The following is a 22,553-nucleotide window of genomic DNA, read 5'->3' as shown; positions in this document are numbered from 1 at the left end:
GTCCCCCGGACGGAGTCAAGGGGGAGATTCAGGCGCGGGATTCGGGTCAGCGCCCCGACTGCAGCGTCACGCGCCCCGGGACGGGCAGCGTTCAGCCGTGCCAGTCGCGGGCGCGCAGCGGCATCCCCGAGGCGCCGTCCTGGGGCGTCTTCACCGCCAGGATCTGGTTGACACCGATCCTGTTGCGTTCGAAGGCGATCGCGCACGCCGCCATGTACAGCCGCCACACCCGCGCCCGGCCCGGTGAGGTGAGCCGTACGGCGCGGGACCAGTCGGACTCGAGGTTCGCGACCCATGCGCGCAGGGTGCGGGCGTAGTGCTCGCGGATCGCCTCGACGTCGCGGACCTCGAAGCCTGCCGCCTCCAGGGTGGTGACGGTACGGCCGAGCGGCGCGAGTTCCCCGTCCGGGAAGACATAGCGGTCGATGAACTCGTCGATCTCGTACGCCGATTCGTCCTGCTCCGGGCGGCGCGCGATCTGGTGGTTGAGCAGCCGGCCGCCGGACTTCAGCAGGGACAGCAGCTGGTCGGCGTACTCGCGGAAGCGGACCTCACCGACGTGTTCGGCCATACCGATGGAGGAAATCGCGTCGTACGGACCGTCCTTGACGTCCCGGTAGTCCTGGACCCGGATCTCGATGCGGTCGGTGAGGCCCTCCTCCGCGATGCGCTTGCGCGCGTACGTGGCCTGCTCACGGGAGAGGGTGACGCCGGTGACATGCACGCCGTACTCACGCGCCGCATGGATCGCCATCGAGCCCCAGCCGCAGCCGACGTCGAGGAGCCGGTCGCCCTCCTTGAGGGCGAGCTTGCGGCAGATCAGGTCGAGCTTGTCGCGCTGGGCGTCCTCGAGGGTGCCCGCCCCGTCCCAGTAGGCGCACGAGTAGACCATGGACGGTCCCAGCACCAGTGCGTAGAAGTCGTTGCCGACGTCGTAGTGGTGGCTGATGGCCGCCCTGTCGCGCCACCTGGTGTGCAGCGGACCGGTGCGCCGGCGCACCTCTTCGACGGGCGGGGCGGGCGGCGGAAGCGCCCCGCCGAGTCTCAGCAGCCCTCGTGCCGCGGACCACAGCCGCGGGTCGCGCAGCGCATGCCCGGCGGCCGGGGCGTCGGGGTCGCGGTCCCAGACGAGCCCGGCGAGCAGATCGAGCAGGGCGTACAGATCGCCGTCCACATCGATGTCGCCGGCCACCCAGGCCCGCGCGAGCCCCAGCTCGCCCGGCCGCCACAGGAGTCTGCGCAGCGCGCGCCGGTGCCGTACGACGAGTACGGGAGAGCCCGGCGGACCGGACTCGCTGCCGTCCCAGGCACGGATGCGGACCGGGAACGGGACTCCCAGCAGCTCCTCGGCAAGAGTGGTCAGCCGCAGCGCGGCGTCGGCCATGGCACACCTCCGTGACGGTGGTTCCCCTCGGTACACCTCCACCAACAATGCGACCACTGTGTGTACTTCCCGGCACTACGCAACGCACCGGCAATATAAGTGTGTCGCGCATCTACATGACCGGCCGATGTGCCGCGAGGGCCGCGGGAGCCCGGGGGCCGTGCGAACGCCGAAGGGGCCGCCCGCACCACGGATGGCGGGCGGCCCCTTACGGGCTGTACAGCGGCTGCGGCTAGGAAGCCTTGGCCTTCTCGGCCTCCGGCTTGGCCGCGACGGCGGCTGCCGGAGCCGGCTTGGCCGCCTCGTAGAACTCCTCGCGCGGCGACTCCATCGCACCGAGGGAGACGACCTCTCGCTTGAGGAACATCGCCAGGGTCCAGTCGGCGAAGACGCGGATCTTGCGGTTCCAGGTCGGCATCGCCATGCCGTGGTAGCCACGGTGCATGTACCAGGCGAGACGGCCCTTGAGCTTGATCTTCACCTTGCCCATGACGATCATCGCGACGCCCTTGTGCAGACCGAGACCGGCGACCGCACCCTTGTTCGCGTGCTCGTAGTCGGTCTGCGGGAAGCCGCGCATACCCGAGATGACGTTGTCGCCGAGGACCTTGGCCTGGCGCAGCGCGTGCTGGGCGTTCGGCGGGCACCAGGCGTTCTCGACACCGGCCTTGCGGGCCGCCATGTCCGGAACCTGGGCGTTGTCGCCCGCGGCCCAGATGTAGTCGGTGCCCTGGACCTGCAGCTTCTCGTTGCAGTCCACATGGCCTCGGGGGCCGAGCGGCAGGCCGTAGCGGGCCAGTGCCGGGTTCGGCTTCACGCCCGCGGTCCACACGATGGTGTTGGAGTCGACCTCGAGGCCGTTCTTCAGCACCACGTGACCGTCGATGCAGGAGTCCATGGAGGTGGAGAGGTAGATCTCGACCCCACGGGCTTCCAGGTGTTCCTTGCCGTACTTGCCCAGCTTCGGGCCCACCTCGGGAAGGATCTTGTCGGCGGCGTCGACGAGGATGAACCGCATGTCCTCGCGCTTGACGTTGCTGTAGTACTTGGCCGCGTCGCGGGCCAGGTCCTCGACCTCACCGATGGTCTCGGCGCCGGCGAACCCGCCGCCGACGAAGACGAAGGTCAGCGCCTTGCGGCGGACCTCCTCGTTCGTCGTGGAGTCGGCCTTGTCCAGCTGCTCGAGAACGTGGTTGCGCAGGCCGATGGCCTCCTCGATGCCCTTCATGCCGATGCCCTGCTCGGCGAGGCCGGGTATCGGGAAGGTGCGGGAGACGGCTCCGAGCGCGATCACCAGGTAGTCGAAGGGCAGCTCGTACGCCTCGCCGACCAGCGGGGAGATCGTGGCGACCTTGCGGTCCTGGTCGATGGTCGTGACCCGGCCGGTGAGAACCTCAGCCTTGGGCAGCACGCGTCGCAGCGGGACGACGACATGCCGAGGCGAGATGCTGCCTGCGGCAGCTTCGGGGAGGAAGGGCTGGTACGTCATGTACGAGCGCGGGTCGACGACCGTGACGGTCGCCTCGCCGTAGCGCATCTTCTTCAGGATGCGACGTGCTGCGTACAGGCCTACGTACCCACCGCCTACAACGAGGATCCTGGGACGCTCCGTGGTGCTCATGCCATCGAGTATCCACCCCCCTCCAGGGGGGTGCTCGTGAGCCCCTTCACAAGCTAACCGCACCACTCTGCTACACTCCGCCGCCCACGTGACCGAGGTCATGGCGCGAGTACGGAACCACCATGTATCGGGGAACGTTCTCCACCCCTCTTGAGCTGGCCCCAAGGGCCGGTGGCCGGTGAAACCAAGCCCCCTTCCCCTGTGCGGGTGACAGCCCCCGAACACCTTCAAATGTGCGCCCGGCAGCTCAACCGACGCACAGGAAGGGCCTTCCGGGCCCCCGAACGGCCTCCACGAAGCCCATCAGGGCCTTTTTCCTTGTGAAGAAGTTCACGAACTTTCCCGCGACCCCCCGCGGGCGGCGTCACGCCCGGGCGGATCCACCGGAAACTTCGGACCTCGTCCGACGTGTTGCGGCACGCGCCGGCAGAGGCACAGTGCCAGGCTGATCCAGCTGCACACGCAGAGACCCGGCGAAAGAGAACCACCATGCTCAGCACTGATTTCGTCCCCGGCTCCCCCTGCTGGATCGACCTGGGCGCCCCGGACGTCGAGGCGGCGGCTGCGTTCTACGGGGCCGTGTTCGGCTGGCAGGCCCAGCCGCTCGGCGACGAGACGGGCGACTACAAGGCCTTCCGGCTCGACGGCAAGGCGGTGGGCGCGATCGGACGGCTCACCGAGGAGGGCGCCCGTCCGGCCTGGATGACCTACTTCAACACCCCCGACATCGATGCCACCGTCAAGGCCGTGACGCACGCGGGCGGCTCCGTGCGGACCGCTCCCTCCGAAGCCTCGGACGAGGGGCGGTTCGCCCAGCTCACCGATCCGCAGGGGGCGCAGTTCGCCGTCTGGCAGGCCGGCAGCTACCCGGGCCTCCAGCTCACCGACGCGCCCGGCAGCCTTGTCTGGATCGAGCTGTACACCACCGACGCGGCCGCCGCGCAGAGCTTCTACAACACCGTCTTCGGCTGGACCGGCCAGGACATGGAACTCCCCGGCGGCGAGGGCGCCTACACGATGCTGACGCCCAAGAGCCTTCCGCAGGAGCGGAGGTTCGGCGGACTCATGGCGGTGCCTGAGATGTTCACCGCCGGGGAGAAGCAGCCCTATTGGCACCCGGTCTTCGGCTCGGCGGACTGCGACGCGACGGTGGCCCTCGTCCGGGAGAACGGCGGCCAGGTCTCGATGGGACCGGAGGACGCGGAGGGCGTCGGCCGGCTCGCGGTGTGCAACGACCCGGCGGGGGCGGAGTTCGTCGTCCTCACCCCGGCCCCGCCCGCCTGAGACCGCACGTGCCCGATCCGGTCAGAACCAGCCTTCGGCGGCCTTGTAGGCGATGCCGTCGAGGATGTCGTGCTCGCTGACGACAACCTCGCGGGCGCCGATGCGCTGCATGATCGTGAGCAGGACGAGCGCCCCGGCCCCGATGACGTCGACCCGGCCGGGGTGCATCACACCGATCGTCGCCCGCTCGTCGTGCGTGGAGCGCAGCAGCATCGTGGTGATCTCCTCGACCTTCTCGTAGGAGATGCGCGAGTGGTGGATCGCGGCCGAGTCGTACTCCGCGAGACCCAGCGCGATCCCGCCCACCGTCGTCACCGAGCCGGCCAGGCCGACCAGCGTGCGGGCCTCGGTGATCGGGACGGTCTTCTCGACGGTGTCGAGCGCGGCCTCGATGTCGGCGCGGATCGCCGCGATCTGCTCCGGGGTCGCCGGGTCGCCGGGAGCGTGACGCTCGGTCATGCGTACGCAGCCGATGTCGACGGACCGGGCGGCGCGGGCGTGCTCCTCGCCGACCACGAACTCGGTCGAACCGCCGCCGATGTCGACGACGAGATACGGCGTGGGCAGGTCGGTGCGGCCGGCGAGCGACCTGGTGGCGCCGGTGAAGGAGAACTCGGCCTCCTGGTCACCGGTGATCACCTCCGGCTCCACGCCGAGGATGCCGAGGACACCGCGGACGAAGTCGTCCCGGTTCTCGGCGTCGCGCGAGGCGGACGTGGCCACGAACCGGATCTTCTCGGCGCCGAGTTCCTTGATCACTGCGGCGTACTCGCGGCAGGCCGCGAAGGTCCGCTCCAGCGCCTCGGGGGCGAGCCGCCCGGTGCGGTCGACGCCCTGCCCGAGCCGGACGATGGTCATGCGCCGGTCGAGTTCGGTGAGCGTGCCCGCGCCGGATGCGCCGGACGGCGCGGTGACGTCGGCGACGAGCAGGCGGATGGAGTTCGTGCCGCAGTCGATGGCGGCCACGCGGGTCATGGGGACGGACTCCTTGGTATCGGCTGGGAACCGGGGGCGCTGCCCGCGGTCGGTGTCAGGCCTCGTCCGGGCAGGGCGACACGCACGGACCCTTGGCCCACCACTCCGGCAGCATCGCGATCGCCTCGTCGCCCAGCGGGTTGACGCCGGGACCGGCCGCGAGGGAGTGGCCGACCAGGACGTGCAGGCACTTCACTCGGTCGGGCATACCGCCCGCGCTGGGGAAGTCCTTGAGCACCTCGATGGCGTCCCGGCGCGCGATGTAGTCCTCGTGCGCGGCGCGGTAGGCCGCCGCGAGCTCCGGGTCACTCGCCAGGCGCTCCGACATCTCCTTCATGACGCCGTTCGCCTCGAGCGTGCCGATCGCGGACGCGGCCCGCGGGCACGTCAGGTAGTACAGCGTCGGGAACGGGGTCCCGTCGGGAAGCCGGGGAGCGGTCTCGACGACGTCCGGCTGACCGCAGGGGCAGCGGTGCGCGATCGCGCGCAGACCGCGCGGCGGCCGGCCGAGCTGCTCCTTGAACGCGGCGATGTCCGCGGCGGTGGGCTCGGTGTGGTCGGTGGTGGGAGGAGGGGTTTCCATGCCTGCCTTGCTGCTTCGGGTTCGCTGTTGCGCTACTTGTTGCGGTCGGCGTTGTCCACGCCGTTCCAGACGTTCGAGTACCAGGGGCGGTCGGCCGTGCTCTCGTCGTCCCGGCGCTCCTCGGCGGCCCTGGGGTCGATCACGGTGATGAAGCCGGTCTCGCCCGGGCGCACATAGTGCAGATGCTCGCGGGCCAGCCGCTGGATGTACATGTCGTCCTGGAGACGCGCCTTCTCGTCGCGGAGTTCCTCGACCCGCTGGCGGGCCTCGGCCATCCGGCGCTGCTGTTCGGCGATCTCGGCGCGCTGGGACACGTACTGACGCATCGGGTAGGCGAGCGCGACGACCAGGGAGCAGACGACCAGGGCCAGAAAGGCGGCGCGTCCGGTGAGCCGGGAGCGGCGGGCCTGGCGGCGGCTCTGGGACCGGTAGACGCGGGCGGCGGTCTGCTCGCCGAGCAGCCGCAGTCTCGTCGCGGTGGAGAACCGGTCCGCGTCCGGCCTGCGTGCCATTCCTCTCGCCTCCCCTTCACACGCGTACGTCCCCGGACACGGTACGGGACCGTGGCCGGGGACGTACGGACGACAGGGCGTCAGCCGGTGATCAGCCAGGGATCACGCGGTGCCCCGGCCGGTGATCAGTCCTTGTAGCGCGGGAACGCGCTGCGTCCCGCGTACACCGCCGCGTCGTCGAGGATTTCCTCGATACGCAGCAGCTGGTTGTACTTGGCGACGCGCTCGGAGCGGGCCGGGGCGCCGGTCTTGATCTGTCCGCAGTTGGTGGCGACGGCCAGGTCGGCGATGGTGACGTCCTCGGTCTCACCGGAGCGGTGGGACATCATGCACTTGAAGCCGTTGCGCTGGGCAAGCTCCACGGCGTCCAGCGTCTCGGTCAGCGAACCGATCTGGTTGACCTTGACGAGCAGGGCGTTGGCCGCGCCGTCCTCGATGCCACGGGCCAGGCGCTCCGGGTTGGTGACGAAGAGGTCGTCGCCGACGATCTGCACCTTGGTGCCCAGCTTGTCGGTGAGGACCTTCCAGCCGGCCCAGTCGTCCTCGAACAGCGGGTCCTCGATGGAGACCAGCGGGTACGAGGCGACGAGCTCCTCGTAGTACTCGGTCATCTCGGCGGCCGAGCGGGCCTTGCCCTCGAACTCGTAGGCGCCGTCCTTGTAGAACTCGGAGGCGGCGACGTCGAGCGCGAGCGCGATGTCCTTGCCGGGGGCGTAGCCGGCTTCCTTGACGGCCTCGAGGATCAGGTCCAGGGCGGCGCGGTTGGAGTCGAGGTTCGGCGCGAAGCCGCCCTCGTCGCCGAGGCCGGTGGACAGGCCCTTCTGCTTCAGGACCTTCTTGAGGGTGTGGTACACCTCGGTGCCCCAGCGCAGGGCCTCGGAGAAGGACTCCGCACCGATCGGCGCGATCATGAACTCCTGGATGTCCACGTTGGAGTCGGCGTGCGAGCCGCCGTTCAGGATGTTCATCATCGGAACGGGCAGCAGGTGCGCGTTCGGGCCGCCGAGGTAGCGGAACAGCGGCAGGTCGGAGGCCTCGGACGCGGCGTGTGCCACGGCGAGGGAGACGCCGAGAATGGCGTTGGCACCGAGCGAGGACTTGTCCGGGGTGGCGTCCAGGTCGAACATCGCCTGGTCGATCAGGCGCTGCTCGGTGGCGTCGTAACCGACGAGCTCCGGGCCGATCTGCTCGATGACGGCGAGGACGGCCTTCTCGACGCCCTTGCCCTGGTAGCGGTTCTGGTCACCGTCGCGGAGCTCGAGGGCCTCGAATGCACCGGTGGAGGCGCCGGACGGAACGGCAGCACGACCCGTGCTGCCGTCGTCGAGGCCAACCTCGACCTCGACCGTGGGGTTGCCTCGGGAGTCCAGGATTTCCCGGGCTACGACGACGTCGATGGACGGCACGAGCATCTCCTTCTGGGATGTGACGCTGGTAGTGCAGGTCTCTTTGGCCTTGCGGCAAGAGCCTAACCGCCTCGCGGGCATCGGCTGCCCGATGCCCGCCCCCTGGGACGAAAAAGGGCATCAAGACCGCCGCTGCCGGACAAATGGTGCCGGATCTACCCGTCGGTAACCACTTCCGCGGGCCGGAAGGACTGAACCCCGGTCCGGCACCAAGGGGGGAAGGGTGCGCCGGACCGGGGCGAGTGGGGGACGGGGCCTGCCGCGGCGGCCGGTGGTCCGCCGGGTCCACCGGTGTGCGGGAGCCCCTGGGGACGCCGAGCGTCCCCGGAGGGGGTCAGCCCAGGCGGAGCAGCTGACCCGGGTTGATCACATTGACGTCCTTGATGACGTCCTTGTTCAGGTCGTACAGCTTCTTCCAGCCGCCCTTGACCTTCTCGGCCTTGGCGATCGAGCTCAGGGTGTCGCCGGCCTTGACCTTGTACTCGGCCTTCTTGGCGGCCTTCTTCGCCGGGGCCGCCGGGCGCTCGGAACGGGTGACCGGGGCCTCGGCCCGCTTCGGGGCGGGCTTCGCGGCATCGGCGCCGCCGGCGTACGGGGCGCTGGACAGGTTCACGCCGCAGTGCGGCCACGCGCCCTTGCCCTGGCCGGCGAGGACCTTCTCGGCTATCTCGATCTGCTGCGACTTCGACGCCTGGTCGGCGGTCGCGGCATAGGCGGAGCCGCCGTATGCGGCCCAGGTGGAGGCGGAGAACTGCAGTCCGCCGTAGAAACCGTTGCCGGTGTTGACGGACCAGTTGCCGCCGGACTCGCACTGGGCGACGGTGTCCCACTCGGACGCGGTCGCGGCGGACGCGGAGGTGGCACCGAGGACGGGGACGGCGATGGCGGCACCGGTGACGCCGACGAGCGTGGCGAAACGGGTGGCCTTGGACGGGCGACGGCGCTTGAGCGTGGTGGCGCGCAGCATGGGACATCTCCTCACCGACGCCTGCGAGGTGAGCTGTCGGGTTCGGGCCGGTGGGGTGTCCCCGGTTCCGTCAGGAACCACGGGACGAGTGCCCGGCCGCGCACCTGGTGCGCGGCTTCACCCCAAGCCGGTTCCGTCCGTCGGTCTCAACGTCCGGGCCCGGCACTTACCTTGGGTCCCCCGCTCCTGCCTACGGCGCTGTGAGCGACGACTGTTCCCCCCGACCGGCGGCAGGATTCGGCGTGACGGTCGACGGGGCCCGCGATGGCGAGCGGTCAGACCGTAGACACAGCTCTCCCCGATGTTCAAAGCGTGAACATCGGGGAGAAATCACCCGAACCGGACGGATGGAAAGTCCCTTTTTCGCAGGTCAGACCCGAGATGGCCGGATCGCGCAAGCGCGGTACGCGAGTTGCCGCAAAGAGACCCTTGTCTCACTCGAACAGAACGGACATAACGCCGCGAACTGCCGCTACTTCAGATCGAGATCAAGGCTCTGGCCGGGGAGGATGAGATCGGGGTCGGCGCCGACGGTCTCCTCGTTGGCCTGGTAGATCGCCTTCCAGCCGCCGGACACCTCGCGCTCGTCGGCGATGGCCCACAGGCTGTCGCCGGGCCGGACGGTGTACGCGCCGGGCTCGGCGTCCGCTTCCGCGGCCGCCCGCTCCGAACTGTCGCCACGTGAGGCATGACGGCCCGTTTCACGATCCTTGTCCGTACTACCCGATTCCGCCTCGTCGGGAGCGGGTTCACCCCGGTGCTTACCGGTGCCGTTCGACGCGTCGGCACCCTCGGGGGCCGGATCCCCGGAAGCGTCCTCGGTCGGGTCGGACTGCCCCGCCTGGTTCGATGTGCCTGATTCACCCTTTGAATCCGACTTGTCCTGCGTGCTCTTCGGCACGTCACTCGTGCCGGGATCCTTCGACCCGGCCGGAGCGCTCGGCTCCGGTGACACCACCTCGCCCAGCTCCACACCCGGATCGACACCGGCCGCGGCGTCATCGCCCTGCAGCCCGGCGATCGCACCGCACATGGGCCATGCCTCGGGCCCCTGCGCGTCGAGCACCTTCTCGGCGACGGCTATCTGCTGGGAGCGGCTGGCGAGGTCGGCGCTGGGCGCGTACGCCGTGCCGCCGTAGTCCTCCCAGGTCTCCTGCGAGAACTGCAGCCCGCCGTAGTACCCGTTGTCGAGGTCGGCACTCCACATGCCACCGCTCTCGCACTCGGCGACGCGGTCCCATGTGGCCCCTTCCGCCGCGGAGGCGGATCCGGCGCCGAGCAGCGGAATGGCGATGGCGGAGCCGGTCACCCCCGCCGCGACGAGGAGTGCCGGAGCCTGACGGGGTCGGCGGTGCCGTCCGTTCCCGGAGCGCATGCGGTTGCCTTTCGCGTGACTACAGATGACTGCGTGCCTGCTGGTACGGCCGAGTCGACGGTGAACGTAGTCGGATCGCACGTGAGTCACAAGTCGATGCAGCGGAGATCACGTGAAAGTCACGATATTGATCGTGCGTCAGTTTCCGGAAAGTGTGAACTCAACGGGCAGAGTGCGCAATCCACGCATGATGAGTCCCCCACGCCACCGCAAATCGGCCGGATCGCCCGCAAGTCGCACATCCGGCATTCTTCGGAGCAGCGTCGCGAGCGCGGTCTGGCCCTCCAGCCTGGCCAGCGGCGCACCGAGGCAGTAGTGGATGCCGTGCCCGTACCCGAGGTGCTGGTTGTCGCTCCGGGACAGGTCGAGCGTGTCCGGATCGCTGAAGCGCTCCGGGTCGCGGTCGGCTGCCGCCAGTACGACGAGCACGGGGTCTCCCGCGGCGATGGACTGCCCGCCGATGGTGAGCGGCTCGGTGGCGAAGCGCCAGGTCGCGAGCTCCACCGGCCCGTCGTAGCGCAGCAGTTCCTCGACCCCGGTCGCCAGCAGCTCGCTCTCGCCGGCCGCGAGGGAGCGCTCCAGCCGCTCGCGCTGAACGGGGTTGCGCAGCAGCGCGTACATACCGTTGCCGATGAGGTTGACGGTGGTCTCGAAGCCGGCGAAGAGAAGGATGAAGGCCATCGCCGCGGCCTCGTTCTCGGTGAGGTGCTCGCCGTGGTCGGACGCCTTGATGAGCCCCGAGATCAAGTCGTCGCCCGGTTCCTCCCGTTTGCGGTGGATCAACTCCGCGAGATATCCCCGCATCTTCTTCACCGAGCGGGCGACTCCGCCGCGCGGGCCGCCGCCATGCCGGATCATCATTCCGGCCCAGTCGCGGAAGTCGTCCTGGTCCTCGCGCGGTACGCCGAGCATGTCGCAGATGGCGTAGATGGGCAGCGGGAAGGCGAACTCATGGATGAGGTCGGCCTCCCCCTTCTCCGCGCTGTGCTGTTTCTCGAAGATGTCGTCGATGAGCCGGTCCGTGAGCTCCTGCACGCGCGGCGCGAACTCGGCGACCCGGCGCGGAGTGAACGCCTTGGAGACGAGGCGGCGCAGCCGGGTGTGATCGGGCGGGTCGATGTTCAGCAGATGCGTCATCAGCTCGGCCTTGCGCTCGCCGGGGATGCCCGTCTTCCCCTTGGCGTGCGCCGGCTCGTCGTGATGCGCCGGGTTCTTGGACAGCCGCTGGTCCGCGAGCGCCTGCCGCGCATCCGCGTACCGCGTCACCAGCCAGGCCTCGACCCCGCTGGGCAGCGCGGTGCGGTGCACAGGGGCGTGCTCGCGCAGCCAGGCGTAGGCGGGGTAGGGGTCGGTGGCGAACTCCCAGGTGAAGAGTTCAGGGGTGGTGGATGCGTCGTTCACGCCACGACGTTATCCGGCACCAGCGGGCCGCGCGTGCCCCCTATCCGGCCTGGCCCTCCGCCGCCCGGATCGCGTCCCGGTACGCTCGGGCCGCCGCCCGCAGTGCCGCCTCCGGGTCGGTGCCGTCCGCTTCCGCCCGCGCGGCGAGGGCCAGGAGCTCGTAGCCGATACCCGGGCCCGCGGGCAGGGGTACGTCGAGACCTGCCGTACGCACCCGGGAGGCGAGTTTCGCCGCCAGGGCGAGGCCCGGCTGGCCGAGCGGGACGCCGTCCGTGACCGAGTCGCGCTGCTTCTCGATCGCCTTGGTGCGCAGCCAGTGCGCCTTGACGTCCTCGGCCGTCTCGGCGGTCTCGTCGCCGAAGACATGCGGGTGCCGGTGGATCAGCTTGGTGACGATGGTGCCGGCGACGTCGTCGATCGAGAACGGCTCGTCGGCGTCCTCCTCGGCGATGCGCGAATGGAAGACGACCTGGAGGAGTACGTCCCCGAGCTCCTCGCGCAGCTCGTCGCGATCGCCCTCCTCGATGGCCTCGACGAGTTCGTACGCCTCCTCGATCCCGTACTTGGCGAGGCCCTTATGGGTCTGCTGCGAGGACCAGGGGCACTCCCTGCGGATCCGGTCCATGACCTGGACGAGATCGAGCAGCCGTGCGCCGGGCAGGTCGTACGAGCCGGGAAGCAGCTCGAGGTCCGGCATCCGCACCCGGCCCGATCCGGCGAGGCGGGCCAGACCGTCGGTCAGGGCCCGGTCGCCCTCGCCGACGGTGACATAGACGACCGTACGGCCCCCGGCGCAGGCGTCGACGATCTCCTGCGCGGTGGGCGCGGCCTCCTCGACGGCGATACCGGCCTCGCGCAGATACGGCAGCTGCGGATGCTCGTCGTCGGCGCACAGCACCTGGTCGGCTGCGTGCAGCGCCTGCCACGCCGGCCAGGACAGCAGTCCGGGTGCGACGCGATGGCTCGCGGTGAGCAGGACGATACGGCCGGGGGCGACAGATGCTTCTTCGGTCACCCGTCGAACCTACCCCGGCTCAGGCACCGGTCTCGACGGGCTCCTCGGCCTTGGTGACCTGGGTGATCCAGGGGGCCTTGTAGCTGCCGAGCTCGAGCTTCTCGTCGTCCCAGGCGCCGTAGCGGGGGTTGACGTCGATGTCCAGCGCCTTGGCGGCCGCGGTGAACGTCTCGTTCATCTTCTGCTGGCCCTCGGGGCTGTTCGACGCCCCCAGACGGGCGGCGATCTTGCTCACGAGGACATCCCGGCGCACGACGTCGTCGAGCTGGTCCGGGGCGATGCCGCGCTGCTGCAGATACATGGCGGCGAGCTGCTCCTGGCCGCCGGACTGCTGCACCAGCACGGACCGGGCGTCCTGGATCTCCTTGCGGCTGGCCGTGACGCCGGCGTCGTCCGCGGCGCGCTGCACGACCCGGTCGACGATGAGGTCGTAGAGCTTGACCCGCCCGAGCTGACCGCTGTCCTTGATCAGCTGTGCGGCCTGGGGCGAGGCCTGCTGCGCATTGCGCACGTCCTTGACCTCCGCCTGGACGGTGGACACCTCGATGCGCTGGCCCCCGACGACGGCGGCGGCCCCCGGATGGGCCTCGTTGCCACAGGCGGACAGGAGCGGCGAGGCGGCGAGGAGTGCGGCGGAGACGGTGAGCGCGGTGCGACGACGGCGGTGCAACGGGGCCTCCCGGTGAGTTTGTGCGGCAGTGCACAAAGTCCTGCGGTGATCGATGTTAGGCAGTCCGAGTGGCGTGGGCCACTACTTCGCGGCTACTGATTGGAGCAACGATTCGCCTGGAGCCCGGGATGCGCGGCGGATGCCGCCCGGCGGATGTCAGACGTTGCCGGACTGCCGCGCGACCGCCCGCTCGGGGGCTGCCTCCTCCCCGGACACGGCGCCGGGCGTGGCGCGGTCCGGGCGGAGCATGATCGTCCGGGAGACCACGAACGTGATCGGGATCGCCGCGGCCGCCGCTATCAGCGGGGCGTACCGGCTGCCGAGGTGGAGGACGTCGACCAGCAGGTAGACCCCGCTCGTGGTGAGCACGAAGTTCGCCACGTTGGTGAGCGGGAAGAGCAGGAACTTCCGCCAGGTGGGGCGGGTCCGGTACGTGAAGTACGAGGTGAGGAAGAAGGACCCGATCATGCTCAGCAGGAACGCGACGACATGCGCCGCGACATACGGCAGCCAGGTCAGGAGGACGAGATACATGCCGTAGTACGTCCCGGTGTTCACCACCCCCACCAGGGCGAATCTGACCATCTGGACCTGGACCGTCATTGTCTTGCCAACTCCCCCGTACGCCGGTGCCGCTACGAGAAGAGTGACATATCCCGGATCGCCCCTCACCGCTCACCAGGGCCACACCGGCGGCCGGGCCGCGTGCCCTGACCACGCCAGGGGCAGCACCCCGGCGCGATGCGGCCCAGAGGGGGGCACGGCCCGTTCGATGACGAGCAGGCGACCATTTCATGAACGGGAAGGCGCACCGGGGGCTTTGACAATCCCTCCTGTCACATTTAACGCATCATGTCGATATGCCTCCCGCACGCAGCCGTGCCGCCGGCGTCGCCGCGCTGATCACCCTCGCGACCGTGTGCGCGGGCGACGCCGTCGCCCGCGTCTTTCCGTTCGGGCCGCGCAACCGCAGTGTGAACGACCTCGGCAACCAGTTCATCCCGTTCCATGCGCACCTGTGGGATCTGCTGCACGGGCGCGCGGACGGCGGACTTCTCGTCAACTGGCAGTCCGGCTTCGGCACAAGCTTTCTGCCGGACCTCGGGACGTACGTGTCGAGCCCGTTCGCCGTGCTGGTCGGGGTCTTCCCACGGGACCGGATCGACCTGGCCGTGTACGTGCTGATGCTGCTGAAGACGGCCGCCGCCGCGGCCGCCATGACCTGGCTGCTCATCGCGCTGCACAAGGGCAGGGGCCGCCGGTGGATGGCGGGCGTGCTCGGCGCCTCGTACGCGCTGTGCGGCTGGTCGGTCCTGGAGGCCTCCTACAACGTGATGTGGCTGGACGGGCTGATCGCCTTCCCGCTGCTGTGCCTGGCCGGTGAGTGGGCGCGGGCCGGACGGCGGCCGCTGCTGGGGCCCGCGATCGTCGCCATGGCCTGGATCGGCAACTTCTACACCGCGTACATGGCGACCCTCGGCGCGGCCCTGGTGCTGGCCGTGTCCCTGCTGCGGGAGCCCTCGCCGGCACGGGAACGTCTTGGCGTCCTGGTGCGCGCCGCCCGGACCGTACTGGTGGGGGTCGCACTGGCCGCGCCCCTGCTGCTGCCGGTGTACCTCGGGTCGAAGCTGGCCCACCCCGGGTGGACCAAGCAGTTCGCACCCGTGAGCTGGACGGATGTGTTCGCGCGCACGCTGCCGGCGACGTACACCTTCGCCACTCCTGCCCTCTTCATCGGTGGCGCAACGCTTCTGCTGGCCTGTGCGCTCGCCTTCAACCGGGCGGTGCCGGGTCGGGTGCGGTGGCTGTGGACCGGGCTGACGGCCCTGGTCACCCTGTCCCTGCAGTGGGGGCCCACGCATCTGGTGTGGCATGTCTTCGCCACCCCCAACGGCAGCCCCTACCGGCAGACGTTCGTCCTCGCCGGCATCGTGGTGATCACCGCCTGGATGTGTCTGTCCGAGGGCTGGCCGGACCGGCGCGCCCTGCTCGGTGGCGGTGCGGTCGTCACGGCGATCGCGCTCGCGGGCGCCGGCGGCCGTCCGGCCACGGTCTTTGCGCTGCCGCTGTTCGGCATCGGCCTCGCGGCGGTCGTGGGCGGGCTGGTGCTCGCCCGGCGCGGGCAGCTCCTGGCCGGCAAGGCGACATCCGCCCGGCGCGGCCGGCACGTGGCCGCCGCGGCCTTCCTGCTCACCGGCGCGCTCGTCGGCCAGGCCGCGGCGACGACCGCGTACGCCGACCGCATCCGCCTCGGCCGGTTCGACGACTACCCGCCGTGGGGCGAGGCGCACACCGAGCGCGCGGCTGCCGTCGTCGCGGCCGACGGGTGGCCCGCGTACCGCACCGACACCGGCCGGCCGCAGATCGCCGGCAACGACCCGATGCTGATCGGAGGTCAGGGAGCCTCGTACTACAGCAGCCACACGCCCGCCGTGCTCACCCGCACGATGGCGGCGCTGGGCACGGGATGGACCTCCAACGGCCGCAATCTGCAGTCGCTGGACAACCCGGTCACCGACGCGGTCTTCTCGATCGGCGCGCGGGTGCAAGCTCCCCTCGGCCAGGAGCCGGTGGCCGAACGGACCTCCGTCCCCCCGCTGGTCACGGTACGTCCGCCGGGGCCTTCGCCCGTCTACGGCCGCTCGCCGTTCCGCAACCAGGAGCTGCTCCTCGGCGCGGACGTCTACTCCCCCGCGGTCCGGGGCGCGTGTCCGGTCGGCACCGAGGTCTACCTGTGGGCACCCGACTTCACCGGCACGGCGCGGCTCGGCAGCCGCGCGGGCGTGAAGCTGCGCGGCGGACAGCCGAAGCGGCGCGCCGCGCTCACCCCGCTGGGCACGGTGACCACCCCGGGCGCGCGTGTCTCGTACGACGGGGGCGCGCCGCGCCGCGCGACGGTCGAATGCCTGGACACGGGGCGGCTGAACGCCGCCGTGGCCGGCCTCAAGGCGTCCGGGGCGGTGTCGGTCGAGGTCCTGGGCAACGGCGTCAGCGCACAGCTGCCGCCCGGTACCAAGGGGAGGGCCGTCTTCGCCATGCCCGCGATCGAGGGCTGGAGCTGCGACGGCCGCCCCGCCGGGTCGTACCTCGGCCTGGTCTCCGTGCCCTTGGACGGCTCCCGCACGCGCATCGCCTGCTCGTTCCGCACCCCGGGTCTGACGGCCGGCTCGGCGATGGGGGCGGCAGGTCTGCTGGCGCTGCTGGTGCTTGCCCTGCTGACCCGGCGTCACAGGCCGAAGGAGACCCGGCCGTCCCCGGTCTCGGACGTGGTCGCGGCGGCCTGACGGAGTCGGCCGGCGCTGCGGACCTCGTCATCACCGTGGCCGGCGCGGCGTCGTGGACACGAAGAACCGGACGCCGGCCCCCGGGGAGGGGCAGGTCCGGCAGGAGTGCGCGTCAGCCTCTGCGCGGGCCCGCATCCTGGCGGCCGCGTGGCCCAGTCCCGCAGCTGGACGGCGGATGAGCAGGGGAATCGAGCTGGACCGGGGGCGTACCAGCGACATATGTTCCGCCTCACGGCCGTCCCTGGGGAGGGGATGCCGCTCTCTTGATCATCTGTGGGGGTTCTCAGTCATGCTCTGCGCCACATGCGGGATGCATCCGGCCACGACCGGCGAAGGTCTCTGTGACGGCTGCGCGGTGGCCGCTGCGAACGCCGCTCCGCCTCCGGCCGGTCCCGCGATGCCGATATCAGGACCGATTGCGGTACTGCGGTCCCCGGTGGGACTCGGACGCGCCGTCGTGACGCTGCTCTGCGTCATCCTCGTCTTCGACGTCGTCGCTGTTGCAGTCGTCTTCAACCTCGGGCAGGCGCTCGACAGCTCCCAGGGCCTCAGCGGGTACTCCATCGAACGCATCGAGCGGATCGAACAGTGGGTGAACATCGTGGAGGGGCTGACGAGACTGGTGTACCTGGCGACGATCGTCGTCTTCATCGTGTGGTTCTACCGGGTGCGGGGCAACGCCCAGGTCTTCGCTCCGGATCTGCTCACCCGGGGGCGCGGCTGGGCGATCGGCGGCTGGTTCATCCCCATCGGGAACCTGTTCATCCCGTTCGGGATCGCGGCGGAGGTGTGGAGAGCGAGCCGCAAGGACCCGTACATCGGCGCCGAGCCTCCCTTCAATCCAGTCAATCTGTGGTGGACGGCACTTCTGGCCAGCTGGTTCTTCACCAAGCTCGCCAACTTCCGTATCGATACGGCCGAGTCCCTTCCCGAGGTGGGTACGGCCTTTGACCTGCTCATCGTCGCGTGCCTGGTGGAAGTCGCCGCGGCCGTCCTCGCCGCCCTCTTCGTCCACAAGCTCACGCAGATGCAGCACACCAAGGCGCTGCGCGGCGCGGAGCCGGCGGTTGCCGTCGCCTGAACTCCGACCGTGACGCGCAAGGGTGACGACCCGCCCGTGTCCGCGCGCGACGCGGGCGGGCGGGTCGTCACAGGCGTCTTCGGACGCTGCCGTCCGCCATTCCCTCGATCGGGGCACCGGCCGACGCCTTCTGGGTCCTGTCATCACGCTATGCGGCAATTTGCATGCTTATCGTCGGCTTGTTGACACCTCATCGGATGGGGCGTCCGAAGCGATCTCGGAGATTTCATGCGTGCAGCAGTAATCGCTCTCGCCCTCGCGGCCGCAGTGTCCACGGCTGCGCCGGCGAGTGCAGCCGACACGGCCCTCAGTGATGACGGACTGGGCCGGGTCGGGTTGAAGGTGACTGGGCTGACCAGCGACCAACGGCTGGTGCAGTTCCCCGTCAATCGCCCCCGTGACGTCCGTCCGATCGGCGCGGTGAGCGGACTGACACCGGACACCGCTCTGGTGGGCATCGACTACCGGGTACAGGACGGCCGGCTGTACGGGGTCGGCGACCTGGGCGGCATCTACACCCTGAACACGAGCACCGCTCAGGCGACGAAGGTCTCCCAGCTCACGATCCCCCTGTTCGGCGCGCTGTTCGGGGTGGACTTCAACCCGGCGGCGAACCGGCTCCGGATCATCAGCGACACCGGGCAGAACCTCCGCCACAACATCGACGATCCCTCGGCACCGCTGGTCACCATCAGCGACGGAACACTGACCAACCCGATCGTGCCGCCCTCGACGGCTCTCGGCGTGACCGGCGCGGCCTACACCAACAACGACCTGAATCCGGCGACGGCGACCACGCTGTTCGACATCGACACCAACAACGACCGGGTCGCGATCCAGTCCCCGGCGAACGCGGGCACCCTCGCCCCGACCGGCGACCTCGGGCTCGACGTGGGCCCCTCCGCCGGCTTCGACATCTACTACTGGCCCAAGTCCGGCGCCAACCAGGGCTACGCCGCCCTGCGGTCCAACGGCTCGTACGGCTTCTACAGGGTCGACATCCTGGACGGCGTCGCCACCAACCTGGGAGCCTTCCCGTCCGACCGGCAGGTCGTCGACGTCGCCCTGCCCCTGAACCAGCGCAAGATCTACGACGTCATGCTGCCCCTGAACCAGCGCTGACCACATGGCCCCGTCGCATGGCTCGGCCGCTGTGCCGGAGCGGACGCTCCGGCACAGCACGGCCGGGCGGGCGCCCCCGGGACGGGCACTTCAGGCTCCCGTCGACACCGGCCTCTCGAAGAACGTCTCCAGAGCCACCGTCGCCTGAGTGCCGCTGACGCCCTCGATCTCGTACAACCTCCGCAGGACGTCCTGGAGTTGTTCGGTCGTCCCCGTCCTGACCTTGACCAGGACCGATGCGCTGCCCGCGATGATGTGGGCCTCCTGCAGCTCGGGGATCGCGGCGAAACACTCGCCGGAGTCGCCCATCCAGGCGGACGAGTCGACCATGACGAAGGCCAGCACCGCGCCGCCGACCGCGGCGGGGTCCACCTCGACCGCCGTGCGGCGGATCACCCCCGACTCCCGCAGCTTGCGCACCCGTTCATGAGCCGCACCCGCGGAGAGCCCAACGGCCTTGCCCAGGGCGGCGTATGCCTGTGTGGCGTCCTCCTGCAGCAGGTTCAGCAGCTTCCGGTCCACATCATCCATGACACCCTCCTCCGAACCAGTTCCATCCAATGTGGTGCGTTGACCATACTCCATCCTGTAATACTCAACATCAGCAGGATGCAGTTCAGCTCTTGGAACTCGGAACGACTGAGGGAGAACGGACATGGCCACCGGCCGCCCCGCGCTGTACGAAGTGCTCGACGACAGGTTCCGCACGGAGAAGTGCGCCGCGGGTGATCTGCAACTGGAGACGCTGCACGTGGGCTCCCGCTGGGCGGAGGGACCGCTGTACATACCGGCCTGGCGCCAGCTGATCTGGAGCGACATCCCCAACGACCGGATGCTGCGCTGGGACGAGGAGACCGGCGCGGTCAGTGTCTTCCGCCGCGCCGCCGGACACACCAACGGCAACACCCTCGACCGCGAGGGCCGCCTGATCACCTGCGAACAGGGCAACCGCCGGGTGACCCGCACCGAGCACGACGGCACGGTCACGGTGCTGGCCGACCGCTGGCAGGGCAAGCGGCTCAACAGCCCGAACGACGCCGCGGTGAAGTCCGACGGATCCATCTGGTTCTCCGACCCGGACTTCGGCATCACCAGCGACTACGAGGGCCACCGCGCCGACAGCGAGATCGGCTCCAACAACGTCTACCGGATCGACCCGGACAGCGGCTCGGTGCACCTGGTGGCCGACTGCTTCGGCGCCCCGAACGGCCTGGTCTTCTCGGCCGACGAGCGGCAACTGTTCGTCTCCGACACCCGGGCAGGCTTCATCCGGGTCTTCGACGTACGTGATGACGGCACGCTGTCGAAGGGCGAGATCTTCGCCGAGGCCAAGTCCCGTAAGGACGCCCGTTTCGACAACCTCCGCTTCGACGGCGCCGGCCACCTCTGGGCCGCGGCCATGGATGACGGAGTGCACTGCTACGCCCCGGACGGGACCCTGCTCGGCCGCATCCTGGTGCCCAACACGGTCTCCAACATCCGCTTCGGCGGCCCGAAGAGGAACCGTCTCTTCATCACGGCGAACGACACGCTCTACTCACTGGTCATGGGGGTTACGGCGGCAGCGACGGCCCTTTGATTCCCACCCTTGTCCTGAGGCCGCCCCGGATCGGTCAGCGCGCCCGGAACTGCTGCTGCCGCTCCAGCGCCCGGCGCAGTTCCGCCGGGAGCTGGTGGTACGGACCGTACGCGCGCTCCGCGTCGTACAGCAGGGAACGGAACTGGTGCTGGGCCGCCGTGTGGTCGCCGACCGCGAGCAGCAGATGGCCGATGCGGTGGCGGACGTCGAAGGCCCGGCCCGCGTCCGTACCGCCCGACTTCTGCTGCACCTCGTAGTGGGGCAGCACCGCGCGGTACTCGGCGAGCGCGGCGGCCGGCTGGCCGAGCTGTTCCAGGCACTGGGCGGCGTCGTAGCGGAACTGCAGGGACTGCGGGTCCGCCGGGCCGGCCTCCGCCGTGCGGTCGTCGGCGAGGCGGCGCAGTTCCGGCAGGGCGCGGCGGTACTGGCCGTCGTCCATCAGCGTCGTCGCGTACTGCTTGCGCAGGATCCGCACCACCGGTGAGTGCTCGCCGTGCTCGGCGGCCGCGGCCGGGAGGATGTTGCCGAGGATGTCCACGGCCTGGGTGATGCTGCCGTCGCCGAGCAGCCGCTTGACCTCGTCGACCGCGGCCGCGACATCGGGGCGGGGCGCGGCCGGTGCGGGCGGGGCGACCGGTGGCGGCGGGGTGCTCACCCGGTCCGGCCAGGGGGCGTGCGGGCGCAGGAACGGGCGGGTCGGGTCGAGCGGGCCCTGGGGCGTGCCGCGTGCGGGCAGCAGCGGGACCAGTGCCTCGTACACCTCCTGCGCACCGGAGGGGCGGTGCTGCGGGTCCTTGGCGAGCAGGCGCAGCACCAGCGCTTCGAGGGCTTCGGGTATGTCGGGGCGCAGCTGGCGCACGGGCAGCGGGGGTTCGTACAGATGGCGGTGCAGTACGCCGAGCGCGGTGGAGCCCGCGAACGGCACGTTGCCGCTGAGGAGTTCGTGCAGCAGCACGCCGAGCGCGTACAGGTCGGTGTACGGGCCGACCGCGCCGCCCATCGCCTGCTCGGGGGCCATGTACGCGGGGCTGCCGATGGGCGATCCGGTGTGGGTGAGCCGGGTGGTGTCCGTGTCGATGACGGAGGCGACGCCGAGGTCGAGGACGGTGACCGTGCCGTCCGGCTTCACCATCACGTTGCGGGGCTTGAGGTCGCGGTGCACGATCGGCACCGCGTGCACGGCGCCGAGGACCGCGCACAGCTGGGCGGCGACCGAGGCGGCCCACTGCCACGGGTACGGATCGTGCTCCGCGAGATGGTCGGCGAGGTCCGCACCCTCGACGTACTGCATCACCAGGAACAGGTCGTCGCCGTCGTTGCCCGCGTCATGGACGGTGACCAGGCCCGGGTGGGTGACCTGGGCGGTCACCCGGCACTCGCGTACGAACCGGCGGCGCATCTCGTCGGCGGCGGTGGCGGCGGCCATGAGGTCGGGGCGCAGCAGCTTGACGGCGACCCGGCGGTCGAGCCGCCCGTCGTACGCCGTCCACACCTGGCCCATGCCGCCCTGCCCGATGAGGCCGGCGAGCTCGTAACGGCTAGCGATGACGCGTCCGTTCACCGCCCGCCGTCCTGTTCCCTGCGGAGGTAGTCGCTCAGCTCGTCGAGCTCGGCGCGGACCTGGTCGATGCGGGGACGGTTGTCACGCTGCGGGGGTGCGGGCGGAGGGGTGGGCGCGGGAGTGGGCGGAGGTGTGGGTTGGGGCTGCGCCTGGTGCGGCACGGGCGGGTAGCCGTATCCCGCCGGCCGCTGCGGTATGCCGTACGGCGCCGAGGGATTGGTGACCGCCGAGTACGGCGAGCCCGCCTGCGGCGGCCTCCAGCCCGCGGCGGGCTCCTGGTAGTGGCGGATGTCCGCGACCAGGTAGTGCGTCGGAACCCCGATCGCCATCCCGAACAGCACGATGACGAAGACGACGTCGACCGGCCGCAGGTCGTCGTTCTCGGTCGCGGCCAGTTCCGAGTCGGAGCCGTACTCGCCGAGGACCACCATGATCGTGATCACCAGGCCGAGGCTCACCCAGAACAGCACCCAGTCCAGCCGGCGGCGGCGCATGATCGCGATCCGCAGCATCGTCGCCCATGACAGCAGGCCGCAACTGAGCAGTGCCAGCGCCACGAAGAGCGCGCGCAGGGCGACCAGCACACCGGTCGACGGACGCGGGGGCTGCGGCGGCACATAGCCGTGGCCGTGCATTTCTGCTCCTGACGGGCCTGGGGACGAGGCGTAGGGGACTGAGCGTATACACCGACAAGGACAAGGGGTCCCCGGTTGTACGGACTCGGTGTCCGATG

General features: G+C 70.2%; 20 protein-coding genes and 1 riboswitch. Of the genes, 5 read left to right on the top strand and 15 right to left on the bottom strand.

Annotated elements, in window-relative coordinates:
• Positions 1-91 precede the first annotated feature (91 nt).
• Positions 92-1,384, bottom strand: a complete 1,293-nt coding sequence (locus OHS70_RS22420; RefSeq protein ID WP_328399795.1) for a cyclopropane-fatty-acyl-phospholipid synthase family protein — start codon at positions 1,382-1,384, stop codon at positions 92-94.
• 232 nt (positions 1,385-1,616) lie between these two features.
• Entirely contained in the window at positions 1,617-3,005 is a 1,389-nt protein-coding gene (locus OHS70_RS22415; protein ID WP_328399793.1) for an NAD(P)/FAD-dependent oxidoreductase, read from the bottom strand.
• 489 nt (positions 3,006-3,494) lie between these two features.
• Here OHS70_RS22415 and OHS70_RS22410 point away from each other — a divergent pair, with 489 nt between their 5' ends.
• Positions 3,495-4,289, top strand: a complete 795-nt coding sequence (locus tag OHS70_RS22410; RefSeq protein ID WP_328399791.1) for a VOC family protein — start codon at positions 3,495-3,497, stop codon at positions 4,287-4,289.
• Between the two features lie 21 nt (positions 4,290-4,310).
• On the opposite strand, the gene OHS70_RS22405 is transcribed toward OHS70_RS22410, so the two are convergent.
• The 10 genes from OHS70_RS22405 to OHS70_RS22360 all read right to left on the bottom strand — a co-directional run bounded on the left by OHS70_RS22405 (position 4,311) and on the right by OHS70_RS22360 (position 13,796).
• Positions 4,311-5,264, bottom strand: a complete 954-nt coding sequence (locus tag OHS70_RS22405) for a Ppx/GppA phosphatase family protein (RefSeq protein WP_328399789.1) — start codon at positions 5,262-5,264, stop codon at positions 4,311-4,313.
• Between the two features lie 55 nt (positions 5,265-5,319).
• Positions 5,320-5,847 carry a DUF501 domain-containing protein gene (locus OHS70_RS22400; protein WP_328399787.1) on the bottom strand — a complete coding sequence of 176 codons (528 nt, stop codon included), beginning with the start codon at positions 5,845-5,847 and terminating at the stop codon, positions 5,320-5,322.
• A gap of 32 nt (positions 5,848-5,879) precedes the next feature.
• Positions 5,880-6,359, bottom strand: coding sequence for an FtsB family cell division protein (locus tag OHS70_RS22395; protein ID WP_328399785.1), 480 nt, complete (start codon positions 6,357-6,359; stop codon positions 5,880-5,882).
• Positions 6,360-6,484: 125 nt separating this feature from the next.
• Positions 6,485-7,765 (bottom strand): phosphopyruvate hydratase, encoded by a 1,281-nt coding sequence (gene eno / locus OHS70_RS22390; RefSeq protein ID WP_328399783.1) that lies wholly within the window; start codon positions 7,763-7,765, stop codon positions 6,485-6,487.
• A gap of 334 nt (positions 7,766-8,099) precedes the next feature.
• Positions 8,100-8,732: a transglycosylase family protein gene (locus OHS70_RS22385; RefSeq protein ID WP_328399781.1), complete on the bottom strand. Its 633-nt coding sequence runs from the start codon at positions 8,730-8,732 to the stop codon at positions 8,100-8,102.
• A 3-nt stretch (positions 8,733-8,735) separates the two neighbouring features.
• A riboswitch (cyclic di-AMP (ydaO/yuaA leader) is annotated at positions 8,736-8,940 on the bottom strand.
• A 264-nt stretch (positions 8,941-9,204) separates the two neighbouring features.
• Positions 9,205-10,107, bottom strand: coding sequence for a transglycosylase family protein (locus tag OHS70_RS22380; protein WP_328399779.1), 903 nt, complete (start codon positions 10,105-10,107; stop codon positions 9,205-9,207).
• Positions 10,108-10,245: 138 nt separating this feature from the next.
• Positions 10,246-11,508: a cytochrome P450 family protein gene (locus OHS70_RS22375; RefSeq protein WP_328399777.1), complete on the bottom strand. Its 1,263-nt coding sequence runs from the start codon at positions 11,506-11,508 to the stop codon at positions 10,246-10,248.
• Between the two features lie 40 nt (positions 11,509-11,548).
• A complete protein-coding gene (locus OHS70_RS22370; RefSeq protein WP_328399775.1) occupies positions 11,549-12,523 on the bottom strand; it encodes a nucleoside triphosphate pyrophosphohydrolase in 975 nt (324 codons plus the stop codon).
• 19 nt (positions 12,524-12,542) lie between these two features.
• Entirely contained in the window at positions 12,543-13,193 is a 651-nt protein-coding gene (locus OHS70_RS22365; RefSeq protein ID WP_328399773.1) for a SurA N-terminal domain-containing protein, read from the bottom strand.
• A 156-nt stretch (positions 13,194-13,349) separates the two neighbouring features.
• Complete coding sequence (locus tag OHS70_RS22360) at positions 13,350-13,796, bottom strand: GtrA family protein (RefSeq protein ID WP_328399771.1); 447 nt, start codon at positions 13,794-13,796, stop codon at positions 13,350-13,352.
• A gap of 257 nt (positions 13,797-14,053) precedes the next feature.
• On the opposite strand from OHS70_RS22360, the gene OHS70_RS22355 reads away from it, so the two are divergent.
• The 3 genes from OHS70_RS22355 to OHS70_RS22345 all read left to right on the top strand — a co-directional run bounded on the left by OHS70_RS22355 (position 14,054) and on the right by OHS70_RS22345 (position 18,680).
• On the top strand, positions 14,054-16,477 hold the full coding sequence (locus tag OHS70_RS22355; protein WP_328399770.1) for a YfhO family protein: 2,424 nt from the start codon (positions 14,054-14,056) through the stop codon (positions 16,475-16,477).
• Between the two features lie 436 nt (positions 16,478-16,913).
• The gene (locus OHS70_RS22350; RefSeq protein ID WP_328399768.1) at positions 16,914-17,558 is read left to right on the top strand and encodes a DUF4328 domain-containing protein; all 645 of its coding nucleotides are present in this window, start codon (positions 16,914-16,916) and stop codon (positions 17,556-17,558) included.
• 228 nt (positions 17,559-17,786) lie between these two features.
• Positions 17,787-18,680, top strand: coding sequence for a DUF4394 domain-containing protein (locus OHS70_RS22345; RefSeq protein WP_328399766.1), 894 nt, complete (start codon positions 17,787-17,789; stop codon positions 18,678-18,680).
• A gap of 90 nt (positions 18,681-18,770) precedes the next feature.
• Here the strand turns inward: OHS70_RS22345 and OHS70_RS22340 are convergent, their stop codons facing one another.
• Positions 18,771-19,211, bottom strand: a complete 441-nt coding sequence (locus OHS70_RS22340) for an Lrp/AsnC family transcriptional regulator (RefSeq protein WP_328399764.1) — start codon at positions 19,209-19,211, stop codon at positions 18,771-18,773.
• Between the two features lie 124 nt (positions 19,212-19,335).
• Between OHS70_RS22340 and OHS70_RS22335 the strand changes: the two genes are divergently transcribed.
• Entirely contained in the window at positions 19,336-20,259 is a 924-nt protein-coding gene (locus OHS70_RS22335; protein WP_328399762.1) for an SMP-30/gluconolactonase/LRE family protein, read from the top strand.
• Between the two features lie 34 nt (positions 20,260-20,293).
• On the opposite strand, the gene OHS70_RS22330 is transcribed toward OHS70_RS22335, so the two are convergent.
• Positions 20,294-21,820, bottom strand: a complete 1,527-nt coding sequence (locus tag OHS70_RS22330; RefSeq protein ID WP_328399760.1) for a serine/threonine-protein kinase — start codon at positions 21,818-21,820, stop codon at positions 20,294-20,296.
• Positions 21,817-22,455, bottom strand: coding sequence for a hypothetical protein (locus tag OHS70_RS22325; RefSeq protein ID WP_328399758.1), 639 nt, complete (start codon positions 22,453-22,455; stop codon positions 21,817-21,819). The genes OHS70_RS22330 and OHS70_RS22325 overlap by 4 nt, the downstream gene beginning before the upstream one ends.
• Positions 22,456-22,553 lie beyond the last annotated feature (98 nt).

Origin of the sequence: Streptomyces sp. NBC_00390, from assembly GCF_036057275.1 — a bacterium.
GTDB lineage: Bacteria > Actinomycetota > Actinomycetes > Streptomycetales > Streptomycetaceae > Streptomyces.
Note: the sequence above shows the minus strand (reverse complement) of the source record. Positions and strands in the feature narration are given on the sequence as shown.

Excerpts from the sequence above, each read along its gene's own strand:
- OHS70_RS22420 (WP_328399795.1), bottom strand. The coding sequence starts at position 1,384 with ATGGCCGACGCCGCGCTGCGGCTGACCACTCTTGCCGAGGAGCTGCTG.
- OHS70_RS22415 (WP_328399793.1), bottom strand. The coding sequence starts at position 3,005 with ATGAGCACCACGGAGCGTCCCAGGATCCTCGTTGTAGGCGGTGGGTAC.
- OHS70_RS22410 (WP_328399791.1), top strand. The coding sequence starts at position 3,495 with ATGCTCAGCACTGATTTCGTCCCCGGCTCCCCCTGCTGGATCGACCTG.
- OHS70_RS22405 (WP_328399789.1), bottom strand. The coding sequence starts at position 5,264 with ATGACCCGCGTGGCCGCCATCGACTGCGGCACGAACTCCATCCGCCTG.
- OHS70_RS22400 (WP_328399787.1), bottom strand. The coding sequence starts at position 5,847 with ATGGAAACCCCTCCTCCCACCACCGACCACACCGAGCCCACCGCCGCG.
- OHS70_RS22395 (WP_328399785.1), bottom strand. The coding sequence starts at position 6,359 with ATGGCACGCAGGCCGGACGCGGACCGGTTCTCCACCGCGACGAGACTG.
- OHS70_RS22385 (WP_328399781.1), bottom strand. The coding sequence starts at position 8,732 with ATGCTGCGCGCCACCACGCTCAAGCGCCGTCGCCCGTCCAAGGCCACC.
- OHS70_RS22380 (WP_328399779.1), bottom strand. The coding sequence starts at position 10,107 with ATGCGCTCCGGGAACGGACGGCACCGCCGACCCCGTCAGGCTCCGGCA.
- OHS70_RS22360 (WP_328399771.1), bottom strand. The coding sequence starts at position 13,796 with ATGACGGTCCAGGTCCAGATGGTCAGATTCGCCCTGGTGGGGGTGGTG.
- OHS70_RS22355 (WP_328399770.1), top strand. The coding sequence starts at position 14,054 with ATGCCTCCCGCACGCAGCCGTGCCGCCGGCGTCGCCGCGCTGATCACC.
- OHS70_RS22345 (WP_328399766.1), top strand. The coding sequence starts at position 17,787 with ATGCGTGCAGCAGTAATCGCTCTCGCCCTCGCGGCCGCAGTGTCCACG.
- OHS70_RS22340 (WP_328399764.1), bottom strand. The coding sequence starts at position 19,211 with ATGGATGATGTGGACCGGAAGCTGCTGAACCTGCTGCAGGAGGACGCC.
- OHS70_RS22335 (WP_328399762.1), top strand. The coding sequence starts at position 19,336 with ATGGCCACCGGCCGCCCCGCGCTGTACGAAGTGCTCGACGACAGGTTC.
- OHS70_RS22325 (WP_328399758.1), bottom strand. The coding sequence starts at position 22,455 with ATGCACGGCCACGGCTATGTGCCGCCGCAGCCCCCGCGTCCGTCGACC.